The organism is Pseudomonas sp. F-14 TE3623, assembly GCF_053629015.1.
Map to the genome: position 1 here is coordinate 279,483 of NZ_JBRJHM010000001.1, position 20,811 is coordinate 300,293.

Genomic DNA, 20,811 nt, shown 5'->3' on the forward strand with positions numbered 1-20,811 from the left:
GGTAAGCACCGCTGCATCGAGAGCAATCGTGTCCCATCTGCCAGAACATTTCACCCCCCGTTTCAACCCCGCCTACGGCCTGGGCAATCCGCACTTACAAACCTTGTGGGGACCGCTATGGCGCAAAACCACACACCTGGACCGCGAGCGCGAACGCTTATGGCTCGAAGACGGTGATTTCCTTGATCTGGACTGGCATGGCCCCCACAGCGCAAATGTGCCACTGGTGCTGGTGCTGCATGGCCTGACCGGCTCATCGAATTCACCTTACGTGGCCGGCGTACAGAAGGCACTGGGCGCCCAGGGTTGGGCCAGTGTCGCGCTGAACTGGCGAGGCTGTTCCGGCGAACCCAATCTGTTGCCGCGCAGTTACCATTCCGGGGCCAGTGAAGACCTGGCCGAAACCATCAAGCACCTGCGGACCCAACGCCCCCTCGCACCGCTGTATGCGGTCGGTTATTCCATGGGTGGCAACGTGTTGCTCAAACACCTGGGCGAAACCGGTAGCAACAGCGGTGTACTCGGCGCGGTGGCGGTGTCGGTGCCGTTTCGGCTCGATCAATGTGCCGATCGTATCAGCCAGGGTTTTTCAAAATTCTATCAAGCGCATTTCATGCGGGAGATGGTCGCCTACATCAAGAACAAGCAGCGCAGATTCCAGCATGAAGGGCATCAGGATGGCTTGGCTGCATTGGCGGCGCTGGGCTCGCTGGAGAATATGCGCACCTTCTGGGAGTTCGATGGCCGGGTCACCGCGCCGCTGAATGGTTTCGCCGATGCCGCGGATTATTATCGTCGTGCTTCGAGTCGTTATTTCCTTGGGGAAATTCGCACACCGACCCTGATTATCCAGGCGGCCGACGACCCATTTGTCTTTCCTCATAGCCTGCCGCAAGCCGACGAATTGTCTGCCTGCACCCAATTCGAGTTGCAGGCCAAGGGCGGGCATGTCGGCTTCGTCGAGGGCTCGTTCCGGCAACCGGGTTACTACCTGGAACGGCGCATTCCCCAATGGCTCGCCACCACAGGGCGCAAGTAGAGCATGGGTTCGGATCAGGGCGAGTCGATCCACTTCTGGCAAACGGCGCCGTTGGCCGGGGTCGAGTTGTTGTCCGCACGCTACATCGAACAGCGCTTCGCCCCCCATGTGCATGACGGCTATGTGATCGGCATGATCATGGCCGGTGCCCAGCGTTATCGCTATCGAGGCGTCGAACATCTGGCCGGCAGTGGCACACTGGTGCTGATCAACCCGGATGAACTGCACACCGGCCACAAAGGTACGGAAGACGGTTGGTTGTACCGGGCGTTTTATCCCGACAGCGGGCAGATTCTTTCATTGCTGGATGAGCTCGAACTGCCGACCGATACCCTGCCAGCGTTTGGCGCCACGTTGTATCGCGATCCGGATCTGGTGAAGGGGTTCTGCCAACTGCATTGCTTGCTGGAGAGTCCGTCCACGGCCCTGCAGCAGCAAACGGCCTGGCGGGAAATGATGCTGTCGCTGTTGCAACGTCACGCAGCCGTTCCGATCGCCAGAAAACCTGGCAAGGAACACCGGGCGGTGACCCTGGCCAAGGAGCTGCTGCAATCACGCTTGGCGGCGCCGCCCTCGCTGGAAGCACTGGCGGCGACGGTGAACCTGTCGCCCTTCCACTTCGCCCGAGTGTTCCGCAGAGCCACCGGCATGCCGCCACACACCTGGTTGATGCAGCAGCGTATCGCCCGGGCACGGGCGCTGTTACAGCGCGGCTGCCTGCCGCTGGAAGTCGCGACGCAGCTGGGTTTTGCCGACCAGAGTCATCTGAGTCGGCAATTCAAACAGGTTTACGGCGTAGGACCGGGGGCGTATCGCAGCGCTCGGCAGCTGCCTGGTTATGGATGACGAAGATCCAAATGTGGGAGCGGGCTTGCTCGCTCCCACATTGGTTTGGCGTTTACTCGCCCTTGGCGACGCCTCGCGCAGGATCGTTGATCCACTCGCTCCACGACCCGGCATACAACGCCCCCAACGGATAACCCGCCAGGCACAGAGCGAACAAGTTGTGGCAGGCGGTCACACCGGAACCGCAATACGCGACCAACTCTGTCGGTGAACGATCACCGAGCTTCGCGGCAAACCGCTGCTTGAGCTGTTCGGCCGGCAGGAACCGCCCGTCGCTGCCCAGGTTATCGGTGAACGCGGCACATTGTGCGCCGGGGATGTGCCCGGCAACCGGATCGATCGGTTCCACTTCGCCCTTGAAGCGCGGCAAGCCGCGGGCATCGAGCAAGGTCAGCGCGGGCTGGCCGAGACGCTGCTGGAGTTGTTCGGCGCTGAGCACCAACGAAGCATCCGGCGTCCCGGTAAAGGTGCCACGGGTAACCGACGGCGGATCAAGACTCAGGGGCAATCCGGCGGCGTGCCAGGCTTTCAGCCCGCCATCGAGAATGAACACGCCATCGCGCTTGCCCAGCCACGCCAGCAACCACCAGGCCCGCGCCGCGTAGGCGCCGGGACCGTCATCGTACAAAACCACTTCGCTGTCGGCGTTGATGCCCCAGGCTTGCAAGCGTTCGATCAAGTCGGCGGGTTCAGGCAATGGATGACGCCCGGTAACCCCCTTGACCACTGCACTGCTCAAATCACGCTCAAGATCGGCAAAGCTCGATCCGGCAATATGCCCTTCGGCGTAGCTGCGCTGCCCGTAATCAGGGTCTTCGAGGGCAAAACGACAATCCAGAATCACCAGCCCCGGCGTCTCCTTTTTCAGGTCCAACGCTTGCGGGCTGATCAGTTGCGCAATGGGCATAACGAGCTCCTGTGATTTTGTCTGTCTGCAATCCTACTGCACTCTTTATCCCACTTCTTCCAACGCCTGGGCCAGCGGCACATAAAACTCTTCGAACAGTGCATTCACCGCATCGTGAGCTTGATCCGTGACGAACCCGGCCTCCAGCACCAGCACCTGATACACGCCCCGTTTGATCGCCTGTTCGCTCAGATGGTTGGAGTTTTCGCGCGTGGTGCACAGAAAACGCACCCACGACGTGAGGATGATCCAGGCATTGAGGGTCAGGGATTCGATCTGAACCTTGTCCATGCACAGAATGCCGGCCTCGACGAAGCCCGCGTAGATGTGTGTGCCCTGGATCAGGCAGCGCTGGGAAAAGCGCCGGTAACGGGCGGCCAGTTCGGGATCGCTGTCGAGCAAATGCTCGAGGTCGCGATGCAGGAAGCGGTAGCGCCACATGGCGGAGAGCAATTCCTTGAGGTAGAAGCGCTTGTCTTCGACTGTCGCGGCGCGGCCCTGGGGCGGGCGCAGGAAGCTGTCCACCAGGTTTTCGTACTCACTGAACAACACGGCGATGATCGCCTGCTTGTTGGGGAAGTGGTAGTACAGGTTGCCCGGGGAAATCTCCATATGGGCAGCAATGTGGTTGGTGCTGATACTGCGCTCGCCCTGTTGATTGAACAGCTCCAGGCTGTTCTGCACGATGCGCTCGCTGGTTTTGATCCGAGGGGCCATGGCTTGAGCTTTAATTCAGAGTGCGATGAGGGGCATCTTACGACCTATCCACGCATGGATAAAACAAAGCTGTACCAGAGCGTCATTTGACTTTCTAGAGCATAGACTCTAAAAAGTTCCCCATTACAATAAATCCGGAGCCGACCATGCCTGCTGACATCGCCTACCTGAAGAACCTGCAGCAGCCTCTGGACGAACTCCAAGCCCTGTTCGACGCTCAACGCGCGGCGTATGCAGCCAACCCGATGCCACCCGCGGCTCAGCGCCAGCAATGGCTAAAGGCGTTGAAGGACCTGCTGAGCAATGAGCGTCAGGCCCTGATCGACGCCATCAGCCAGGACTTCAGCCACCGCAGCGCCGATGAGACCCTGCTCGCCGAACTGATGCCCAGCCTGCACGGCATTCATTACGCCAGCCGGCACCTCAAAGGCTGGATGAAAACCTCGCGACGCAAAGTCGGCCTCGCCTTTCAGCCAGCATCGGCCAAAGTGGTTTATCAGCCGTTGGGCGTGGTCGGAGTGATCGTGCCGTGGAACTACCCGCTTTACCTGGCCATCGGGCCATTGGTGGGGGCGTTGTCGGCAGGCAATCGGGTGATGCTCAAACTCAGCGAATCGACCCCTGCCACCGGTTTGCTGCTCAAGGAATTGCTGGGGCGAGTTTTTCCTCAGGACCTGGTCTGCGTGGTGCTGGGCGAGGCTGATATCGGTGTGGCGTTCTCGCGGCTGCGTTTTGATCATTTATTGTTCACCGGCGCCACCAGCATCGGCAAACACGTGATGCGCGCGGCGGCCGAGAATCTGACCCCGGTGACCCTCGAACTGGGTGGCAAGTCCCCGGCCATCGTTTCCCGCGATGTGCCGCTCAAGGACGCCGCCGAACGCATCGCTTTCGGCAAGACCCTCAATGCAGGGCAAACCTGTGTCGCTCCGGACTATGTGCTGGTGCCGGAAGACCGCGTCGGCTCTTTCGTCGAAGCCTATCGTCAGGCGGTTCGCGGGTTTTATCCGACGCTGGCCGACAACAAGGACTACACCGCCATTATCAACGACCGGCAGCTGGCACGGCTCAACGGCTACCTCAGCGACGCCACCAGCAAGGGCGCGCTGCTGATTCCGCTGTTCGATCAAGGCCAGGGGCGACGCATGAGTCATAGCCTGCTGCTCAACGTCAGCGACGACATGACGGTGATGCAGGACGAAATCTTCGGCCCGTTGCTGCCGATCGTGCCGTACAAGGATCTCGACGAAGCATTTGCCTACATCAACCAACGCCCTCGTCCGCTGGCGCTGTATTACTTCGGCTACGACAAGCGCGAGCAAAACCGCGTCCTCCACGAAACCCATTCCGGTGGCGTTTGCCTCAATGACACCTTGCTGCACGTTGCCCAGGACGACATGCCGTTTGGCGGCATCGGTGCCTCGGGCATGGGTCACTACCACGGCCACGAAGGTTTCCTGACCTTCAGCAAGGCCAAAGGCGTGCTGATCAAACAGCGTTTCAATGCGGCGAAGCTGATCTATCCGCCCTACGGTAAATCCATTCAGAAACTGATCCAGAAGCTGTTTATCCGCTAACGATCATCACCGCCGGGTAATAACAATAATGAGCCCAAGCCTGTCCGACACACCCGCGCTGTCACGACGCGGCCTGCTTAAATTCAGCCTCGGCGCCAGTGCCTTTCTGGCCACGGCCGGATTAGGCGCGAGCCTCAGCGGCTGCTCGTCGAGCAACCCGGCCAGCGGTTTCGCGATTCTGCACAGCGGCGACGTGCTGTTTCTGCGGGCGGTGATCCCGGTGATGCTCGACGGTGCCGTGGCCGTCGAAAAAATGCCGGCCGCTGTCGCCGAGACCCTGCACTGCCTGGATAACGGCCTGAATCACTTGTCGCCGGAAATGCTCAAACTGACCCGGCAATTGTTCGATGTGTTGGGGATGAGCATTACTCGCGGCCCATTGACCGGGATCTGGGGCAGTTGGGAAAACGCCAGTGCCGGCGAGATCCGCCACTTTCTCGACCGTTGGGAAAACAGCTCGTTGAGCCTGCTGCGCATGGGCCATAGCTCGTTGCTGCAAATGGTGATGATGGCGTGGTACAGCCGGGCGGAGTCGTGGGTGCATTGCGGGTATCCGGGGCCGCCCACCGTTTGAAATCGTGGCGACCCTATCGCGAGCAGGCTCCCCCCCGAATCCAAAATAATAAGAGAACCCCAAACATGCCCGTACCCGATCCGTTCCGCGAAGGCCTGGCCCGTGGCTGGAAAACCTACAACGGCGCCCGGCTGACCCAGGACCTGACCCTCGAAGCGGACGTGGCGATCATCGGCAGCGGCGCCGGCGGCGGGACCACCGCCGAAATCCTCAGCGCCGCCGGCTACAAGGTATTGCTGATCGAAGAAGGCCCGCTCAAGACCAGCAGCGACTTCAAGATGCTCGAAGACCAGGCCTACACCAGCCTCTATCAGGAAGGCATCGGGCGCATGAGCAAGGACGGCGCGATCACCATCCTCCAGGGTCGGGCGGTGGGCGGCACTACGCTGATCAACTGGACCTCGAGCTTTCGCACCCCGGATCCGACCCTCGACCATTGGGCTAAAGAACACGACGTCATAGGCCACACACCGGCCGAGATGGCGCCCTGGTTCGAGAAAATGGAACAACGCCTGGGTGTCGCCCCGTGGATGGTGCCGCCCAACGCCAACAACGACGTCATCCGCAAAGGCTGCGAACAACTTGGCTACGCCTGGCATGTGATTCCGCGCAACGTGCGCGGCTGCTGGAACATCGGCTACTGCGGCATGGGTTGCCCGACCAACGCCAAGCAGTCGATGCTGGTCACGACCATCCCGGCGACCCTGGAGAAAGGTGGCGAGCTGCTCTATCTGGCCCGCGCCGAAAAGCTGTCGATCAAAGACGGCAAGGTTACGGGGCTACACTGTGTGGCGATGGATGAGCGTTGCGTTGCGCCTACCGGACGCACGATTACGGTCAAGGCGCGGCATTACGTGCTGGCTGGCGGCGGGATCAACAGCCCGGCGCTGCTATTGCGCTCCGAAGCGCCGGATCCTCACGAGCGACTGGGTAAACGAACATTCCTACACTTGGTAAACATGTCCGCCGGGCTGTTTGATGAAGTGATCAACCCGTTCTACGGCGCGCCGCAGTCGATCTATTCCGACCATTTCCAGTGGCAGGATGGCACCACTGGCAAGATGTCCTACAAACTTGAAGTTCCACCGCTCCACCCGGCGCTGGCCAGCACATTACTCGGCGGTTTTGGCACGGAAAGCGCCCGACATATGGAAAACCTGCCGCATACCCACGCCATGCTGGCGTTGCTGCGGGACGGTTTTCACCCGGACAGCCCTGGCGGGAGCGTTGAATTGCGCGGTGACGGCACACCGGTGCTCGACTATCAGGTTTCACCGTATGCCTGGGACGGGTTGCGCCGGGCTTTCCACAGCATGGCCGAGATCCAGTTCGCCGGGGGCGCCAACGCCGTGATGCCGATGCACGCCGACGCTCGTTACGTGAAAACCCTCACCGAAGCGCGCGCATTAATCGACGATTTGAGCCTTGAGTTGTACCGCACGCGCCTGGGCAGTGCTCATGTGATGGGCGGTTGTGCCATGGGTGAAGACCCGAAAAACACCGTGACCGATAGCCTCGGCCGACATCACCAATTGCGCAATCTGTCGATTCATGACGGCTCGCTTTTCCCCACCAGCATTGGCGCAAACCCACAATTGTCGGTCTACGGACTGACGGCTCAATTGGCGACTTCGCTGGCCGAACGTTTGAAAAACCCATGAAAACGCGGAATATTCCCATCGTCTATAGTGCTTTCTTACCCAAAAGGCGACTTGGCCGACCGGGAAGGCTGCGATACCATCCGACTCCCCAACGGACTCCCGCCAGGACGACGCGATGAACCGAGTGTTGTACCCAGGTACCTTCGACCCTATTACCAAGGGCCATGGCGATCTGGTCGAACGCGCCTCGCGCCTGTTCGATCATGTGATCATCGCCGTCGCCGCCAGCCCGAAAAAAAACCCGCTGTTTCCCCTGGAACAACGTGTGGAGCTGGCCCGCGAGGTCACCAAACATTTGCCGAACGTTGAAGTCGTCGGTTTCTCGACGTTGCTCGCGCACTTCGCCAAAGAGAAGAACGCCAACATATTCCTGCGTGGTTTGCGCGCGGTATCGGACTTCGAATACGAATTCCAGCTGGCCAACATGAACCGCCAACTGGCGCCGGATGTGGAAAGCCTGTTTCTTACCCCGTCCGAGCGTTATTCGTTCATTTCCTCGACGCTGGTTCGTGAAATCGCAGCCCTGGGCGGCGACATCACCAAGTTCGTCCACCCGGCGGTGGCCGACGCCCTCACCCTACGCTTTAAAAAGTAGGAGCTGCCGGAGGCTGCGATCTTTTACGGCTACCGCAATCTTCGATTGCTGCACTTGATCGCGCCCGCGTGCACTGCGGGCGCCAATGCGGCACAATTGTGCGCATTGATTTATTGCGCCCGGGCCTGCCGCCCCGGCTGGAGTTAGCATGTCCCTGATCATCACCGACGATTGCATCAACTGCGACGTCTGCGAACCCGAGTGCCCGAACGCCGCCATCTCCCAGGGCGAAGAGATCTACGTGATCGACCCGAACCTGTGCACACAATGTGTCGGCCACTACGACGAACCGCAGTGCCAGCAGGTCTGCCCGGTGGATTGCATCCCGCTGGACGAGGCTCATCCGGAGACTGAAGAACAGTTGATGGAAAAATATCGCAAGATTACCGGTAAGGCTTGAGTCTGACCGTTTTGTGTTGTCTTCCCGGGCTTCTTCGCAAGCAAGCCCGCTCCCACATTGAATCTGCGTCGTTCACAAATCCCATGTGGGAGCGGGCTTGCTCGCGAAGGCGTCATCAGCAGCACCGAAAACTTAACTGCCTCACTCCCGCTGCTCAAACCCCTCCCCGATACACCCCAGGCACCGCACAAATGCGGCTTTCGCCGGATCGACCACCAACGCCTGCCCTGCATCGCCAATACCGCCACCCAGCGCGGTAAACGGCAACGACACCACAAATGCCCCGGCACCGATCACCGTTGCCACCACCAATAACGGTCGGGCAATCAGTAAATCGCCAAGCATGGCGTAGGCTGGCGGGTTCTGGATGGTGTAACGCGGATCGCCGCTGCCGTTCTCGGCCGCCAGCGCGGACGCACCGACACTCAGCAGCAGCGCAACGACAAGGGTTCGAAACAGATTCATGGCACGGTCCTTCGGCTAGGCAGTGAGAACACTGACTATAGACCGTAGCCGATATCAGCTCTGACAGCGCGGACAAAAGACGCTGGCGCGCTGCCCAAGCTTGACTTCCCGCAGCCCTGTGCCACAGACCTTACAGTGTTCACCACCACGGCCGTACACAAACAGTTCCTGCTGAAAATAGCCCGGCTGGCCGTCGCCACCGATAAAGTCCCGCAACGTGGTGCCGCCACGCTCGATGGCGAGGGCCAGGATGCGTTTGATCTCGATCGCCAGCTTCAAATAGCGCCCCCGGGAAATGCTCTTGGCTTCACGGCGCGGGTCGATGCCGGCCGCAAACAACGCTTCGGTCGCATAGATATTGCCGACGCCGACCACCACCGCGTTATCCATGATGAACGGCTTGACCGCCATGGAACGCCCGCGGGATTGCTGGAACAGCCGCTCGCCGTCAAACAGATCGGTCAACGGCTCCGGCCCGAGGCGAATCAGCAGTTCGTGGTTCAGCGGGTCCAGGCTCCAGAGCATCGCGCCAAACCGCCGCGGATCGGTGTAGCGCAGGGCCAGGCCCGATTCCAGTTCAATGTCCACATGCTCATGCTTGGCCGCCGGCATACCGACTTCCACCAGCCGCAGATTCCCCGACATCCCCAAATGACTGATCAGCGTGCCGACTTCGGCATTGATCAGCAGGTACTTGGCGCGCCGCTCCACCAGCACGATGCGCTGGCCGGACAGCCGCACATCCAGGTCTTCGGGGATCGGCCAGCGCAGACGGCGCTCACGCACGATCACCCGGCTGACGCGCTGGCCTTCCAGGTGCGGTGCAATTCCGCGGCGGGTGGTTTCGACTTCCGGCAATTCAGGCATGGGGCTCTCGAATCAGGTGAGGTTCGACACTCAACGAGAGGCGAGGTCGCGAATCTCTTGTTTCTGGGTTTCGAAATCGTATTCCGATAGACCCATGTAATCGAGCACAAGAGGCCCGACACTGTTCCATTCATGGTCTTCAGACTGGTTGCCCAGCACCCGGAAGGAGGCGCAAATGTGCTCGGCCATCTTCAGGATCGCCAGCAAGTTTTTCAGCGGCGTGTTGCGCGACGACTCATCGCTGAAAATGGCCAGGGCGTTGTGATGGTTGGCAATGGCCTGAGTGACGTGTTCCGGCAGGCGCCAGGATTTGGCGGTGTAATACCCGACCACGGCGTGGTTGGTGTTGTATTGCTTGTTCTCGGTATCCACCACCCGGCATTCGGCGCTGGCGTTGCCATAGGCCTGTTCCAGCACTTTCATGTAGTCGGGGAATTTCTTGATCATCAGCGGAATGCCGCAATCGTGGAACAGGCCCAGCGCATAGGCTTCATCACCGGCCTGGACGCCGACGCGCTTGGCCAGGGTCAGGCACGTCATCGCCACGTCCTGCGCCGTGTCCCAGAAACGGTTGAGGGTGACGATCGCGTCGTCGTTCAGCTCGCCCTTGATCGACTGCGCATTGATCAGGTTGATGATCGAACGGCTGCCCAACAGGTTCACTGCCCGCTGGATCGCGGTGATCTTGTTACTCAAGCCGTAATACGGCGAGTTGACGATTTTCAGCAAGGCGCCGGACAGGCCTGGGTCCTGGGAGATCAGCTTCGCGATCACTTCCAGGTCCGGGTCGGGCATGTACTGCTCCATCTGCAGATCCACCATGATCTGCGGCTGGGGTGGCACACTGATGCCTTGCAGGGACTGTTGAATCTGTTCGGTCGTCAGCTCTTGGGACATAAGTACGCACTCCGGGTCAGGCGGGGATTCTAACCCTTAAAAAGATGGATCCGACAGTCAGTCAAGCGCATTCATGTGGGAGCGGGCTTGCTCGCGAAAGCGGCGTGTCAGTCGACATTAATGCTGCCTGGCACCCCGCTTTCGCGAGCAAGCCCGCTCCCACAGGTTCCGCACCTTACTGACTGCCCTCATCCGCGTTTCATCGACCACCAAACCCGCCACTCCCTCAACACGCTATACTCCCGCTCTTTTTTCCGGAGCGACGTCATGTCCCTGCCTAGCCTGCGCCTCAAAGCCAACGCCGACCGTCGCCTGCGGAACGGCCACTTGTGGGTCTATAGCAACGAAATCGATGTAGCCGCTACGCCTTTGCACGGTTTCAAGGCCGGCGACCAGGCGATCCTCGAAGCCGCCAGCGGCAAGCCGCTGGGCATCGTTGCCATGAGCCCGAACAACCTGATCTGCGCCCGCCTGCTGTCGCGCGACATCAAGTTGCCGCTGGACAAGTCGCTGCTGGTGCATCGCCTGAACGTTGCCCTGTCCCTGCGCGATCGCCTGTTCGACAAGCCGTTCTATCGCCTGGTCTACGGCGACTCCGACCTGCTGCCAGGCCTGGTAGTCGACCGTTTCGGCGACATCCTGGTAGTCCAGATCGCCTCGGCAACCATGGAAGCTCACAAAGACGACGTGATCGCGGCACTGACCCAAGTGCTCAAGCCAAGCGGCATTCTGTTCAAGAACGACTCCGCTGCTCGTGATGCCGAAGGCCTCAACCGCTATGTCGAAACCGTATTCGGCCTGGTGCCGGAATGGGTCGCGCTGGAAGAGAATGGCGTGAAATTCGAAGCGCCAGTCATCCAGGGGCAAAAAACCGGCTGGTTCTACGACCACCGGATGAACCGCGCGCGTCTGGCACCTTATGCCAAAGGCAAACGCGTACTGGACTTGTACAGCTACATCGGCGGCTGGGGCGTTCAAGCGGCAGCCTTCGGCGCCAGTGAAGTGTTCTGCGTCGACGCTTCGGCCTTCGCCCTCGACGGCGTCGAGCGCAACGCCGCACTAAACGGCGTCGCCGAAAAAATGACCTGCATCGAAGGCGACGTGTTCGAAGCCCTGAAGGAACTGAAAGCCAGCGAAGAGCGTTTCGACGTCATCGTGGCCGACCCTCCTGCCTTCATCAAACGCAAGAAAGACATGAAAAACGGTGAAGGCGCCTACCGTCGCCTGAACGAGCAAGCCATGCGCCTGCTTAGCAAGGACGGCATCCTGGTCAGCGCTTCGTGCTCGATGCACCTGCCGGAAGACGATCTGCAGAACATTCTGCTGACCAGCGCCCGTCACCTGGACCGCAACATCCAGATGCTGGAGCGCGGCGGTCAGGGCCCGGATCATCCGGTACACCCGGCCATTGCCGAGACCCGCTACATCAAGAGCATCACCTGCCGTCTGCTGCCAAACAGCTGAGTACGCTGGTTCGACGGGGAGCCAACAGGCTCTCCGTCAGCCGTTCTAACGCCACACCATCCACTCATCAGCCTCTGCTTCTTACTCTTGCGGTCCTACTGACTTGCAGGACGTTTCCCTGCATCTTTTATTTAAAAGAATATAACTTACAAACTTGCTCCCCCCCAGATCGCTCCGACAAAATTACTAGAATATTCCTACTTAATATCCCCTTGATAAGGGCTCATTACCGCCTATGATTGAGTTGTCACCGCGAAGTGACACTCACGATCAATGACAAGGAGTCAAAAAACATGAAAGCAATTACTCTGGAAACAAACAAAATCGCCAACCTGGCTTTTCTGGTTGCGCCAAAAACCCGCTAAGTAAATGAAACGCTGGGGAGTGCCGGCTACCCAGCGTTTTCTATAGCTATGCCCAGAGCGAGCGTCCATCATGCAGATAAATCCATACGTGTTCATACTTCCTCGTACGCCTAGCCTAATAGTCTGGGATTACAAGAATCACAAACAATTTGAACTTAATCTGGAATATTCAACCCGGCTTGCACAACTTATAAGCAACCCCAAACTGTATAACGACAGCAGCATAGTAGACACTCAACTTCTAAACTCCGGAATACTGACCACATCAATACAAGACACTATTGAATGGGGTTGGGATGAATTGTCGAAAATATTCCATATCGGCACCAAGAACATTCCCTGCGAACATGCTCCTCAGAATATTCATGAATGGTCGAGATACTATCTGGATCATTGCACCGAAGTCCTGGACGCACCCGCGCCGGACGCCAGACTCACAGAACGCCAGGCACGCGAACTAATTGCCCTGCCAAAACCTTTCTGCCTGCCGGAGGGTTCTCTTGCCAACGTCCTGATAGGCCGAAAAACCTGCCGCACCTTCACGGATGAAGCGGTTTCACTGAAAGATGTCGGCACACTGCTTTACCTGTCCCTGGGCTACTTGCATGAGCGCGAAAATGACGTCGACGAAACCATTGTCGAAGGCCTCGGTGCCCGACGCAGCAGTCCGTCCGGCGGCGGGCTGAATGCCTGCGAAGGCTTTCTTCATGTACAAAACGTCAGCGGCCTGAAACCAGGGCTCTACGCCTACCATCCCACCGACCATGCACTGAGCTTCATCAACCCGGCACCTGACTCGCCACTGGGGCAGTTGCTGTGTGGACAACACTTCATCAATAACCTGCCCGTGGGCCTGTTCATTAGCGCTCGCTTCGACAAGTTGTGGTGGAAATATGAACACTCACGAGCCTACCGGATGGCCTTCGTAGAGGCGTGGCATATTTCCCAGACCTTTCAACTGGTGGCCACTGCACTGGGCTTGAACACGTGGCTGACCGGAGCACTGACGGACGATCAGGTCGAAGCATTACTGGGGCTCGAGAACAACGCAGAACAACCCTTGTTTTTTGTTGGCTGTGGCCACAGCGACGGACAAGTGATGTGCAAGGAATTGAAGGATCTGCTGAGCAGTCGGGAGCCGCAACAATGACCGCCCCCATCATTGCTCCGTCAGACCACACCGTTTCCTGGGCGCTGCGTTTCACCCTCGGCGACTGGAATACCCGCGCATCGGTGCGAACCAGCGAGCATGACTATCTATTACCGCCAGACCTGGAACAGCAACTGGAAACACGTCACTGGTTTCCCCCAGGCTTGCTGGCTTACCTGAATCACCCGGCTATCAAAGCGCTAGGTCCACCCGTCATCCATCGGCTGTCGGCCAATCATCTGGTGTACTTCCTCGACTACACCACCGTGCTCGAACACCGCATCGTCAACCGTTCCGTGGAGACCATCATCCACGGTGAATTGAAGGTCAACATTCCTCCACGGATGAAGACCGCTGCGCTTCAGCTTTATACCGACGAGGGTTATCACGCCCTGTTCTCCAATAACCTTGCCGAGCAGATTGCCGGGTTCTACGGGATCAACCTGCGCCCGGTCATGCCGCAGCGCATCACGCGATTGAACACCCTGCTCGAGCGCGCACCTGACAAACACCGGGCGCTGGCCTGGTTTCTCGTCGGGTTCGTATCGGAGACGATCATTGCCAGAGAACTGCTCGACGTTTGCCGTGACGACTTGGTGTCCAGCGTGCAGGCAATGCTCAGGGATCATCTGTCGGACGAGGCGCGCCACAGTCGCTATTTTTCTGAAGTGTTCCATTACCTGTGGCTGACGCTGAACAGCCGTCAACGCGCGTTCGCCGCCAGGCTGCTACTGGACAGTATCCGGATTTTCTTTGAGGTCGATGAGCGGTGGATGCGGGAAAGCCTGCAGGGCGCAGGTCTCGACGAGACCTCCGTCACGCAAGTGCTTGGCGAACTGACCAGCCCGCAAGCCACCCTTCTACGTGCGCGATCCGGCACCGGGGCGACGCTTCAGGCTTTGAAGAAGGCCGGTTTCTTCGACCTGCCTTACAACCAGCAACTGTTCAGGAAGGCAGGACTTATCGATGGATGAAGGGCACTCTGCGGCAACCTCCAGACACCGTCGAGGGAAGGTCAGCCTGTTGTTGGCCATGGTGCTGCTTGGCGTGTTCCCGCTGGATGTCCTGCTTCCCTCGTTCCCTGCGCTGGCTGAGCACTTTCGCAACACGCGCGCCGATATCGCGCTGTCGGTCAGTCTGTTTGCGCTCGGTATAGCGGCCTCTCAACTGCTGATCGGGCCGCTGTCGGATGTGATCGGGCGCAAAGGACTGTTGCTCGCCGGAATAACCGTTTCGATACTGGGTGCAGTGGGCTGCATATTGACCACGGACTACACCTGCTTCCTGCTGTTCCGTGTCATTCAAGCCTTGGGCTGCGGGTGTTTCGTGCTGTCACAAGCGCTGGTTCAGGATCTGTTCGAGGGTGAGGAACGTATCCGGTTGCGGATCCTGATGGTCACCGCCAGCGGCATTTTCATCTCGGTCTCGCCGCTGGCCGGTACATTCCTACAAGCCACGCTGGGCTGGCAGGGCAGCTTCTGGGTGTTTATCGCACTGGCTGGCGTGGTATTGCTCAAAGCCTGTCTGTTTCTCGAAAACACCCGCCCGGCGGCAACTGGAGCCCGGCCGAATATCCTCCAGTCTTATGGTCGGGTCCTGCGTGATGCCGACTTCCTGCCCTACTGGTTGATCTCAGCCTTTGCTTTCGCCTGCCATTTTTCGTTCATCGTCATTTCGCCGTTGATTTTCATGGATCAACTCCAGTTATCGGCCTATGACTTCTCGCTGATTCTGTTGATATACGGCGGCGCCTACATTGTCGGCGGCATGGTGGCGACTCTCTTGGGTAAGCGCATCAGTCCCGGTCATCAAATCATCAGCGGGTTGAGCCTGATCCTGCTGTCTGGCCTCATCATGCTTTACCTCGCGAGCCACTTTGCCCTGTCCCCGATCACCGTCCTGGTACCGATGCTTATCTGTACCGCCGGCACCACCATCACTCGACCAGCCGCCAGTTCCAAAGCCATGAGCCTGTTCCCTGAAAATGCAGGAACCTCGGCATCGGCCGGCAGCACGGTGACGTTCATCTGCGGCGGATTGATCAGTGCGCTCATCAGCCTGAGCCCGACCAATCTGCAATCCACTCTTGGATACAGCTTCATCATTTTGAGCAGCGCGGCACTGGCGCTGAACAGTGGTATCAATCGCCGAGCCAAAAGCCCAAGAGCCAGCCCAAGCGTCGAATAATCCCGCCGATCGTCACCCCACATGCGCCATCAGCGCTGGTTCAACACTTTCCGGCATTCCCTCCTGACGCCAGCGGTGTAGAATCGCGAGATTCATCGCCATTCATCCCCGGCGGGTTTATGAGCTCAAGCTGAAGCGCGCGGCGATCCCGCAAAGTTATCGGCAACTTCCGGACACACGGCCATTTCTGAGTGTTCCAGACGTCAATAGAAGCTCACTTCCCTTTTGATACCTGATTAGCCGCCCGGAGTGCTTCATGCCTGATTACCGCTCGAAAACATCCACCCACGGCCGCAACATGGCCGGTGCCCGCGCACTGTGGCGCGCCACGGGGATGAAAGATGACGACTTCAAGAAGCCGATCATCGCCATTGCCAACTCCTTTACCCAGTTCGTACCGGGCCATGTGCACCTCAAGGATCTGGGGCAACTGGTCGCTCGCGAGATCGAACGGGCCGGCGGCGTCGCCAAAGAATTCAACACCATCGCCGTGGATGACGGCATCGCCATGGGCCACGACGGCATGCTCTATTCGCTGCCGAGCCGCGAGATCATCGCCGACTCCGTCGAATACATGGTCAACGCCCACTGCGCCGACGCCATCGTCTGCATCTCCAACTGCGACAAGATCACCCCTGGCATGCTGATGGCGTCCCTGCGCCTGAACATCCCGGTGATCTTCGTGTCCGGCGGCCCGATGGAAGCCGGCAAGACCAAACTGGCCAGCCACGGTCTCGACCTGGTCGATGCCATGGTGATCGCCGCCGACTCCAGCGCATCCGACGAGAAAGTCGCCGAGTACGAGCGTAGCGCTTGCCCGACCTGCGGTTCGTGCTCCGGCATGTTCACCGCCAACTCGATGAATTGCCTGGTTGAAGCCCTGGGCCTGGCATTGCCGGGCAACGGTTCGACCCTGGCCACCCACAGCGACCGCGAACAACTGTTCCTGCAAGCTGGCCGCACTATCGTCGAGCTGTGCAAGCGTTACTACGGCGAGAACGATGAGTCGGTGTTGCCGCGCAACATCGCCAACTTCAAGGCGTTCGAAAACGCCATGACCCTGGACATCGCCATGGGCGGTTCCACCAATACCATCCTGCACTTGCTGGCCGCAGCCCAGGAAGCCGAGATCGATTTCGACCTGCGCGACATCGACCGTCTCTCCCGTCATGTGCCGCAACTGTGCAAAGTCGCGCCGAACATCCAGAAGTACCACATGGAAGATGTGCACCGTGCCGGCGGGATCTTCAGCATCCTCGGCTCCCTGGCCCGTGGCGGTCTGTTGCACACCGACCTGCCGACCGTGCACAGCAAATCCTTGGCTGAAGGCATCGCCAAGTGGGACATCACCCAGACCACCGACGAAGCCGTGCATCACTTCTTCAAGGCCGGCCCGGCGGGCATCCCGACGCAAACCGCATTCAGCCAGTCGACCCGTTGGGAAACCCTGGACGACGACCGTGAAAATGGCTGCATCCGCAGTGTCGAACACGCTTACTCGAAAGAAGGCGGCCTGGCCGTTCTGTACGGCAACATCGCTCTGGACGGCTGCGTGGTGAAAACCGCCGGCGTCGACGAGTCGATCCACGTCTTCGAAGGCAACGCGAAGATCTTCGAAAGCCAGGACAGCGCCGTACGCGGCATCCTCGCCGACGAAGTGAAGGCCGGCGACATCGTGATCATTCGTTACGAAGGCCCGAAAGGCGGCCCGGGCATGCAGGAAATGCTGTACCCGACGTCTTACCTGAAATCCAAAGGCCTGGGCAAAGCCTGCGCCCTGCTCACCGACGGCCGTTTCTCCGGCGGCACTTCGGGCCTGTCCATCGGCCACGCGTCGCCAGAAGCTGCTGCCGGCGGCGCGATCGGTCTGGTGCAGGATGGCGACAAGGTGCTGATCGACATTCCGAACCGCTCGATCAACCTGTTGATCAGCGATGAAGAAATGGCCACGCGCCGTGTCGAGCAGGACAAGAAAGGCTGGAAACCGGTGGAAGTGCGTCCACGTAAAGTGACCACTGCGCTGAAAGCGTATGCCCTGTTGGCTACCAGCGCCGACAAGGGTGCTGTACGTAACAAGGCGATGCTCGACGGGCTGTAAGCCTCAGTCGCAGAAACAAAAATGCCCCGCCAAGTGCGGGGCATTTTTTTGCGAACAACTCGGGCAACAGCCATTCACAAATATTGCAGGCAATCCGAAGCAACTGTGGGAGTGGGCTTGCTCGCGAAGAGGCCATAACATTCAACATCGATGTTGACTGTCAGACCGCCTTCGCGAGCAAGCCCGCTCCCACATTTGTTCTATGTTGCCTTTGAGAGTGAGCTTGGCCGGGACTCGGTCTTACTGAATCTCTTCAGGCTTCACGATCACCCAGTTCTTGTCTGCCGTCACCGCCAACCCTTCTTTCGCCTGGGCTGCTGCGTTTTTAGCCATCATGCCGTTAATCTGGGTCATGTATTTGTCTTTGCGGTTAACCCACAAATGGATGCCGCCCTTGGACACGTCGACGCTGTGGAACAGCATGTAGCCGTCGCTGGTCGGGGTATCGCCGCCCACGAGGACCGGTTTTTTCCATTCATCGATGTACGTCAGGATCGCCGACTGTTTCCCTGCCATCCAGGTGGCCGGGGTCCACAGGTACGGGGTCAGTTCGAGGCCCAGGTTGGCCTTCTCGTCATACTTGCCGGCAGTGACCTGCTTGCGTGCCGTGGTCAACTCGCCGGTCTTGCGGTCCTTGAGCATTAGGCTCACGCCGATCACGTTCTGCGGTTTGACGTTGTAGCCGTACTTCGGATCGGAGGCGACCATGCGCACCAGTTCTTCGGAGGCGGCGGTCATCACATAGACCTCGATGCCGTTCTCCATCAGCTTGTTGTAGAGCTCTTTCTGGCCGGTGAAGATTTTCGGCGGGTTGACGTCGATGGTCTTGACCACATCGCCTTCGTAATAAGTGCTCGGCACCGGTTTGCCAGACGCCATCAGCTCATCGACGTAGCCCTTGAGCTCTTGAAGCGTGAAGCCGGAAAACACTTGGGCGACCCATGGATAACAAACCATGTCGTCGATTTCGCAGAGGCGATAGTAATAGCTGAACAGGCTTTCCTTATGGTCGGCGGTGTCCTTGAACGGGATCAGTTTCAGGGAGGGATCGAGACTCTCGCGGGTGATCAGGCCCTTGTTTTCCATGAACGGCAACAAGGACTCTTCGAGGTCGTAGCGGTAACTGGTGTTGTCCATGTCGAACACTGCGAAGTTACCTTTGTTGGCATTGGCCGCGATCATCGCGTCCAATGCCTTGGCCTGATCGGCTGGCCAGTGTTTCAGGTCAGTAGCGAATGCTTGGCCGGCAAGGCCCAAGCAGAATACGGCAGCCAGAAATTTCGGTGCGAACTTCATCGGCGTTTCTCCCTGATTCAAAGATCTCGACGCTAACAAATCTGTATGACAGTCCTCGCCTGCCCGCGACCGCTTACATCCTGATTCCGTCAGAGGCATTCCCCACAGCGTCAGCCACTTATTCCAAAAACGACAGACAACCGATGTTTTTGATATTAATTCATTACATATCAAGCTGTTACGCTTGCCGGTCCGCAGCTGCGCCGGAATGCAGTTGGCACAAGTTATTGGAGCTCTTATGAATCTGCCGCTGATCCTCAATCTGCTGGTGTTCCTCGCCTTGCTCTCTGGCCTGGCGCAAACCCGTCACACCACTTGGAGCCTGGCCAAAAAGGTTCTGCTGGCGCTGGTCCTGGGCGTGGTATTTGGTGTCGCTCTGCATACGATTTATGGTGCGGGCAACCCGGTACTGAAAGCCTCGATCAGTTGGTTCGATCTGGTGGGCAACGGTTACGTGCAGTTGCTGCAAATGATCGTGATCCCGCTGGTGTTCGCCTCGATCCTCAGCGCCGTGGCGCGCCTGCACAACGCTTCGTCGCTGGGCAAGATCAGCTTCCTGACCATCGGCACGCTGCTGTTCACCACCGCTATCGCGGCGCTGATCGGCATCGGCCTGACCAACCTGTTCGGCCTCACCGCCGAAGGCCTGGTCGCCGGCACCCAGGAAATGGCTCGCCTGCAAACCATTCAGAGCGATTACGCGGGCAAGATCGCGGACCTGAATGTGCCGCAGTTGCTGCTCTCGTTCATCCCGCAGAACCCGTTCGCCGACTTGGCTCGCGCCAAGCCGACTTCGATTATCAGCGTGGTGATCTTCGCGGCATTCCTTGGGGTCGCCGCACTGCAACTGCTCAAGGATGATGTCGAGAAAGGTCAGAAAGTGATCAATGCCATCGACACCCTGCAAGCCTGGGTGATGCGTCTGGTACGCCTGGTGATGAAGCTGACCCCGTACGGCGTATTGGCGCTGATGACCAAAGTGGTTGCCGGCTCCAACCTGCAAGACATCATCAAGCTCGGCAGTTTCGTGGTGGTGTCCTACATCGGCCTGGGCTTGATGTTTGTGGTCCATGGCCTGCTGGTGTCAGCCGCCGGGATCAACCCGCTGCGCTTCTTCCGCAAGATCTGGCCAGTGCTGACGTTTGCCTTCACCAGCCGCTCCAGCGCCGCCACCATTCCGCTGAGCATCGAAGCCCAGACCAGCCGTTTGGGTATTCCGCAGTCCATCGCCAGTTTCGCCGCTTCGTTCGGCGCGACCATAGGCCAGAACGGCTGTGCCGGTCTGTACCCGGCAATGTTGGCGGTGATGGTCGCGCCGACCGTGGGCATCAACCCGCTGGACCCACTGTGGATCGCGACGTTGGTGGCGATTGTGACGCTAAGTTCGGCAGGTGTGGCCGGGGTCGGTGGCGGCGCGACCTTCGCCGCGCTGATCGTGCTCCCGGCCATGGGTTTGCCGGTGTCACTGGTGGCGTTGCTGATTTCGGTTGAGCCGCTGATTGATATGGGTCGTACGGCGTTGAACGTGAGTGGTTCGATTACGGCTGGGGCGATCACCAGCCAGATCATGCAGCAAACGGATAAAGGGCTGCTGGATGCGGATGAGCATGGGGCGTTGGCTCAGGCTTGATGAGCGACCGACAGACCGCTTTCGCGAGCAAGCCCGCTCCCACATTAGTCCTGCGGTGTACACAGCATTTATGAAC

General features: G+C 59.1%; 19 protein-coding genes. 13 read left to right on the top strand and 6 right to left on the bottom strand.

Annotated features, from left to right (window positions below; all coding sequences use genetic code 11):
• Nucleotides 1-28 precede the first annotated feature (28 nt).
• A complete protein-coding gene (locus AB7M29_RS01270) occupies nt 29-1,039 on the top strand; it encodes a hydrolase (protein WP_448725491.1) in 1,011 nt (336 codons plus the stop codon).
• Nucleotides 1,040-1,042: 3 nt separating this feature from the next.
• Entirely contained in the window at nt 1,043-1,885 is an 843-nt protein-coding gene (locus tag AB7M29_RS01275; protein WP_454246179.1) for an AraC family ligand binding domain-containing protein, read from the top strand.
• A gap of 52 nt (nt 1,886-1,937) precedes the next feature.
• On the opposite strand, the gene AB7M29_RS01280 is transcribed toward AB7M29_RS01275, so the two are convergent.
• Both AB7M29_RS01280 and AB7M29_RS01285 read right to left on the bottom strand, forming a co-directional pair.
• The gene (locus AB7M29_RS01280; RefSeq protein ID WP_217857486.1) at nt 1,938-2,792 is read right to left on the bottom strand and encodes a sulfurtransferase; all 855 of its coding nucleotides are present in this window, start codon (nt 2,790-2,792) and stop codon (nt 1,938-1,940) included.
• Nucleotides 2,793-2,837: 45 nt separating this feature from the next.
• Nucleotides 2,838-3,509 (bottom strand): TetR/AcrR family transcriptional regulator, encoded by a 672-nt coding sequence (locus AB7M29_RS01285; RefSeq protein WP_008007386.1) that lies wholly within the window; start codon nt 3,507-3,509, stop codon nt 2,838-2,840.
• 146 nt (nt 3,510-3,655) lie between these two features.
• Here AB7M29_RS01285 and AB7M29_RS01290 point away from each other — a divergent pair, with 146 nt between their 5' ends.
• From AB7M29_RS01290 to AB7M29_RS01310, 5 genes are all read left to right on the top strand, one after another.
• A complete protein-coding gene (locus AB7M29_RS01290) occupies nt 3,656-5,086 on the top strand; it encodes a coniferyl aldehyde dehydrogenase (RefSeq protein WP_201061719.1) in 1,431 nt (476 codons plus the stop codon).
• A gap of 28 nt (nt 5,087-5,114) precedes the next feature.
• Entirely contained in the window at nt 5,115-5,660 is a 546-nt protein-coding gene (locus AB7M29_RS01295) for a twin-arginine translocation pathway signal protein (protein WP_454246180.1), read from the top strand.
• 65 nt (nt 5,661-5,725) lie between these two features.
• Complete coding sequence (locus AB7M29_RS01300) at nt 5,726-7,321, top strand: GMC family oxidoreductase N-terminal domain-containing protein (RefSeq protein WP_454246181.1); 1,596 nt, start codon at nt 5,726-5,728, stop codon at nt 7,319-7,321.
• Nucleotides 7,322-7,436: 115 nt separating this feature from the next.
• Nucleotides 7,437-7,916 (top strand): pantetheine-phosphate adenylyltransferase, encoded by a 480-nt coding sequence (gene coaD, locus AB7M29_RS01305; protein ID WP_038980940.1) that lies wholly within the window; start codon nt 7,437-7,439, stop codon nt 7,914-7,916.
• 148 nt (nt 7,917-8,064) lie between these two features.
• Nucleotides 8,065-8,316 (top strand): YfhL family 4Fe-4S dicluster ferredoxin, encoded by a 252-nt coding sequence (locus AB7M29_RS01310; protein ID WP_003195146.1) that lies wholly within the window; start codon nt 8,065-8,067, stop codon nt 8,314-8,316.
• Between the two features lie 141 nt (nt 8,317-8,457).
• On the opposite strand, the gene AB7M29_RS01315 is transcribed toward AB7M29_RS01310, so the two are convergent.
• Genes AB7M29_RS01315 through AB7M29_RS01325 form a run of 3 tightly spaced genes read right to left on the bottom strand, consistent with a single transcriptional unit; the run spans nt 8,458 to nt 10,491 of the window.
• The gene (locus tag AB7M29_RS01315) at nt 8,458-8,781 is read right to left on the bottom strand and encodes a multidrug transporter (protein ID WP_123361031.1); all 324 of its coding nucleotides are present in this window, start codon (nt 8,779-8,781) and stop codon (nt 8,458-8,460) included.
• Nucleotides 8,782-8,835: 54 nt separating this feature from the next.
• On the bottom strand, nt 8,836-9,648 hold the full coding sequence (mutM, locus tag AB7M29_RS01320; protein WP_454246182.1) for a bifunctional DNA-formamidopyrimidine glycosylase/DNA-(apurinic or apyrimidinic site) lyase: 813 nt from the start codon (nt 9,646-9,648) through the stop codon (nt 8,836-8,838).
• Nucleotides 9,649-9,678: 30 nt separating this feature from the next.
• Nucleotides 9,679-10,491, bottom strand: a complete 813-nt coding sequence (locus tag AB7M29_RS01325) for an HDOD domain-containing protein (RefSeq protein ID WP_217857541.1) — start codon at nt 10,489-10,491, stop codon at nt 9,679-9,681.
• Nucleotides 10,492-10,812: 321 nt separating this feature from the next.
• On the opposite strand from AB7M29_RS01325, the gene AB7M29_RS01330 reads away from it, so the two are divergent.
• The 5 genes from AB7M29_RS01330 (at nt 10,813) to ilvD (ending at nt 17,809) form a co-directional block, all read left to right on the top strand.
• Nucleotides 10,813-12,009 carry a class I SAM-dependent rRNA methyltransferase gene (locus AB7M29_RS01330; RefSeq protein ID WP_007897847.1) on the top strand — a complete coding sequence of 399 codons (1,197 nt, stop codon included), beginning with the start codon at nt 10,813-10,815 and terminating at the stop codon, nt 12,007-12,009.
• A 435-nt stretch (nt 12,010-12,444) separates the two neighbouring features.
• On the top strand, nt 12,445-13,524 hold the full coding sequence (locus tag AB7M29_RS01335; protein WP_454246183.1) for a SagB family peptide dehydrogenase: 1,080 nt from the start codon (nt 12,445-12,447) through the stop codon (nt 13,522-13,524).
• Nucleotides 13,521-14,498 carry a diiron oxygenase gene (locus tag AB7M29_RS01340; RefSeq protein ID WP_217857491.1) on the top strand — a complete coding sequence of 326 codons (978 nt, stop codon included), beginning with the start codon at nt 13,521-13,523 and terminating at the stop codon, nt 14,496-14,498. The genes AB7M29_RS01335 and AB7M29_RS01340 overlap by 4 nt, the downstream gene beginning before the upstream one ends.
• On the top strand, nt 14,491-15,711 hold the full coding sequence (locus tag AB7M29_RS01345) for an MFS transporter (RefSeq protein ID WP_454246184.1): 1,221 nt from the start codon (nt 14,491-14,493) through the stop codon (nt 15,709-15,711). The genes AB7M29_RS01340 and AB7M29_RS01345 overlap by 8 nt, the downstream gene beginning before the upstream one ends.
• Nucleotides 15,712-15,967: 256 nt before the next feature.
• Complete coding sequence (gene ilvD, locus AB7M29_RS01350) at nt 15,968-17,809, top strand: dihydroxy-acid dehydratase (RefSeq protein ID WP_217857493.1); 1,842 nt, start codon at nt 15,968-15,970, stop codon at nt 17,807-17,809.
• 240 nt (nt 17,810-18,049) lie between these two features.
• On the opposite strand, the gene AB7M29_RS01355 is transcribed toward ilvD, so the two are convergent.
• Nucleotides 18,050-19,105, bottom strand: coding sequence for an HAD family hydrolase (locus tag AB7M29_RS01355; protein WP_217857494.1), 1,056 nt, complete (start codon nt 19,103-19,105; stop codon nt 18,050-18,052).
• A 238-nt stretch (nt 19,106-19,343) separates the two neighbouring features.
• On the opposite strand from AB7M29_RS01355, the gene AB7M29_RS01360 reads away from it, so the two are divergent.
• Nucleotides 19,344-20,735 carry an L-cystine transporter gene (locus AB7M29_RS01360; protein ID WP_454246185.1) on the top strand — a complete coding sequence of 464 codons (1,392 nt, stop codon included), beginning with the start codon at nt 19,344-19,346 and terminating at the stop codon, nt 20,733-20,735.
• Nucleotides 20,736-20,811: the final 76 nt, after the last annotated feature.

Excerpts from the sequence above, each read along its gene's own strand:
- AB7M29_RS01295 (WP_454246180.1), top strand. The coding sequence starts at position 5,115 with ATGAGCCCAAGCCTGTCCGACACACCCGCGCTGTCACGACGCGGCCTG.
- AB7M29_RS01345 (WP_454246184.1), top strand. The coding sequence starts at position 14,491 with ATGGATGAAGGGCACTCTGCGGCAACCTCCAGACACCGTCGAGGGAAG.
- AB7M29_RS01275 (WP_454246179.1), top strand. The coding sequence starts at position 1,043 with ATGGGTTCGGATCAGGGCGAGTCGATCCACTTCTGGCAAACGGCGCCG.
- AB7M29_RS01280 (WP_217857486.1), bottom strand. The coding sequence starts at position 2,792 with ATGCCCATTGCGCAACTGATCAGCCCGCAAGCGTTGGACCTGAAAAAG.
- coaD (WP_038980940.1), top strand. The coding sequence starts at position 7,437 with ATGAACCGAGTGTTGTACCCAGGTACCTTCGACCCTATTACCAAGGGC.
- AB7M29_RS01330 (WP_007897847.1), top strand. The coding sequence starts at position 10,813 with ATGTCCCTGCCTAGCCTGCGCCTCAAAGCCAACGCCGACCGTCGCCTG.
- AB7M29_RS01360 (WP_454246185.1), top strand. The coding sequence starts at position 19,344 with ATGAATCTGCCGCTGATCCTCAATCTGCTGGTGTTCCTCGCCTTGCTC.
- AB7M29_RS01310 (WP_003195146.1), top strand. The coding sequence starts at position 8,065 with ATGTCCCTGATCATCACCGACGATTGCATCAACTGCGACGTCTGCGAA.
- AB7M29_RS01340 (WP_217857491.1), top strand. The coding sequence starts at position 13,521 with ATGACCGCCCCCATCATTGCTCCGTCAGACCACACCGTTTCCTGGGCG.
- AB7M29_RS01285 (WP_008007386.1), bottom strand. The coding sequence starts at position 3,509 with ATGGCCCCTCGGATCAAAACCAGCGAGCGCATCGTGCAGAACAGCCTG.
- AB7M29_RS01355 (WP_217857494.1), bottom strand. The coding sequence starts at position 19,105 with ATGAAGTTCGCACCGAAATTTCTGGCTGCCGTATTCTGCTTGGGCCTT.
- AB7M29_RS01335 (WP_454246183.1), top strand. The coding sequence starts at position 12,445 with ATGCAGATAAATCCATACGTGTTCATACTTCCTCGTACGCCTAGCCTA.
- ilvD (WP_217857493.1), top strand. The coding sequence starts at position 15,968 with ATGCCTGATTACCGCTCGAAAACATCCACCCACGGCCGCAACATGGCC.
- AB7M29_RS01300 (WP_454246181.1), top strand. The coding sequence starts at position 5,726 with ATGCCCGTACCCGATCCGTTCCGCGAAGGCCTGGCCCGTGGCTGGAAA.
- AB7M29_RS01315 (WP_123361031.1), bottom strand. The coding sequence starts at position 8,781 with ATGAATCTGTTTCGAACCCTTGTCGTTGCGCTGCTGCTGAGTGTCGGT.
- AB7M29_RS01290 (WP_201061719.1), top strand. The coding sequence starts at position 3,656 with ATGCCTGCTGACATCGCCTACCTGAAGAACCTGCAGCAGCCTCTGGAC.
- mutM (WP_454246182.1), bottom strand. The coding sequence starts at position 9,648 with ATGCCTGAATTGCCGGAAGTCGAAACCACCCGCCGCGGAATTGCACCG.